General features: G+C 69.1%; 1 pseudogene. It reads left to right on the top strand.

The features are described from left to right. Nucleotides 1-119 precede the first annotated feature (119 nt). Nucleotides 120-1,351: pseudogene (locus E0493_RS22905) on the top strand (IS256 family transposase). The last annotated feature ends 58 nt before the right edge of the window (nt 1,352-1,409 follow it).

Below are 1,409 nucleotides of genomic sequence, written 5' to 3'. Positions count from 1 at the left end.
GGTCGTGCCCCCGGGCGTGGTGTAGGAGGTGATCGCCGGATCTGAGGCGGTCACCGTGGTGGTTCGTGGCTAGGGTTGGGTTGCTGAGACCAACAACCCCTTGCTCTGGACCGACCACGATGACCGACGACCAGACTGCGCTTCGCGACCTCCTCGCGAAAGGCTCGGATGCGACCTTCCTCCGAGAGATGATCGGCTTTGCTGCCGAGCGCCTGATGGAGCTCGAGGTGGCTGGGATGACCGGAGCCGCGCACGGCGAGCGCAGCCCGGAGCGGCTGGTGCAGCGGAACGGCTACCGGGAGCGGGACTGGCAGACCCGGGCTGGGATGGTGGAGCTGGTTGGAAGCAGTGCTTCCAACCCCGAAGCTCCGGCGGGGCAGCTACTTCCCGGCCTTCCTTGAGCCCAGGCGGCTGGCGGAGAAGGCCCTGACCGCAGTGATCCAAGAGGCCTACGTCCACGGCATCTCCACCCGCTCCGTCGATGATCTCGTGCGGGCGATGGGGATGGAGGGCGTCAGCAAGAGCCAGGTGTCGCGGCTCTGCGCCGAGATCGACGAGCGGGTGCGCGACTTCCTCGCCCGGCCCATCGAGGGCGACTGGCCCGTTGATCGCAGTGCGCTCAACCTGGCTGGATGCGACCTACGTGAAGGTGCGCGAGGCCGGGCGCATCGTCTCCGTCGCGGTCACCATCGCAGTCGGCGTCAATGCCGATGGCCGCCGGGAGGTCCTCGGCATGGCGGTCGGCAGTTCGGAGGCAGAGACCTTCTGGCTCGACTTCCTGCGCTCCCTCAAGCGCCGCGGCTTGGCTGGCGTGAAGCTCGTCATCTCCGACGCCCACGAGGGCCTCAAGGCCGCGGTCACGCGGGTGCTGCGCGCCACGTCCCAGCGCTGCCGCGTCCACTTCGCCCGTAATGCATTGGCCCCTGCCGGGAAAAGCCAGCGCCGCATCGTCTCGGCGTGGATTGGCACCGCCTATGCGGAGGCCGACGCCGAAGGCGCGAAGCGGCAGTGGCGCACGGTGGCAGATCAGCTCCGCCCAAAGGTGCCGAAGCTTGCGGCCCTGATGGACAGCGCCGAGGAGGACGTGCTCGCCTACATGGCGTTCCCCGCCGCCCACCGGTCCAAGTTGCACAGCACAAACCCGATTGAGCGCCGCAACGGCGAGATCAAGCGCAGGACCGACGTCGTCGGCATCTTCCCGAACGCGGAAGCCGTCGTGCGGCTCGTCGGCGCCCTGCTCCTCGAGCAGTCCGACGAATGGGCCACCCAGCGGTCGCGCTACATGACGCTGGAGACCGTCGCCGCAGTCAGCGATACTGGCGCCCTCAGGCTCGGCGCCGTGCCCGCCTGACGCAGCGGCCCAGCCCGCCAGGAGCCACCGCTCCTACACCACGCCCGGGGGCACGACC

This window comes from Teichococcus coralli (assembly GCF_009829925.1).
GTDB classification, from domain to species: Bacteria; Pseudomonadota; Alphaproteobacteria; order Acetobacterales; family Acetobacteraceae; genus Pseudoroseomonas; species Pseudoroseomonas coralli.
Note: the sequence above shows the minus strand (reverse complement) of the source record. Positions and strands in the feature narration are given on the sequence as shown.